Origin of the sequence: Catenulispora pinisilvae (genome assembly GCF_015356865.1) — a bacterium.
GTDB classification, from domain to species: Bacteria; Actinomycetota; Actinomycetes; order Streptomycetales; family Catenulisporaceae; genus Catenulispora; species Catenulispora pinisilvae.
Window position 1 is genome coordinate 1 of sequence record NZ_JAAFZA010000570.1, and the last position, 604, is coordinate 604.

Below are 604 nucleotides of genomic sequence, written 5' to 3' on the forward strand. Positions count from 1 at the left end.
ATGGACACTGATTCCAGGCCCAGGACCTCGGCGAACAAGTCGCACAACTGCTGTTCCTGCACGGTCCGCGGCTTGCGGCCGGCAGGATCGGAGTCGAACTCCGGCGCCGGCAGGGCACGACGGTCCAACTTTCCGTTGGCGGTCAACGGCAGCGCTTCCAGCACCACGAACGCCGACGGGACCATGTACTCCGGCAACGCGGCACCAAGATGCTCGCGCAGCGCCTCGGTGCCCAAGGAAGCAAAGCCATCGGCAGCGACGAGGTAGGCGACCAGCCTCTTATCGCCGGGCCGGTCTTCTCGTGCCAGCACCGCGACCTGAGACACCGCATCGTGCCCGGCCAGGACTGCTTCGATCTCGCCGAGTTCGATGCGGAAGCCACGCAGCTTCACCTGGTCATCGGTGCGGCCCAGGTACTCCACCACGCCATCGACGGTCCAGCGTGCCAGATCCCCGGTGCGATACATCCGCGACCCTGCCGGACCGAACGGGTCCGCCACGAACCGCTCCGAGGTCAACCCCGAGCGCCCGAGATAGCCACGTGCCAGCTGAACACCAGCCAGATACAACTCCCCAGCCACCCCCGCAGGAACCGGAGACAGCG

1 protein-coding gene is annotated in these 604 nt (G+C 66.7%); it reads right to left on the bottom strand.

All coding sequences use genetic code 11. The features are described from left to right. A partial coding sequence (locus tag IZR01_RS49465; protein ID WP_194927921.1) for an AMP-binding enzyme occupies nucleotides 1-604 on the bottom strand: 604 nt, incomplete at both ends.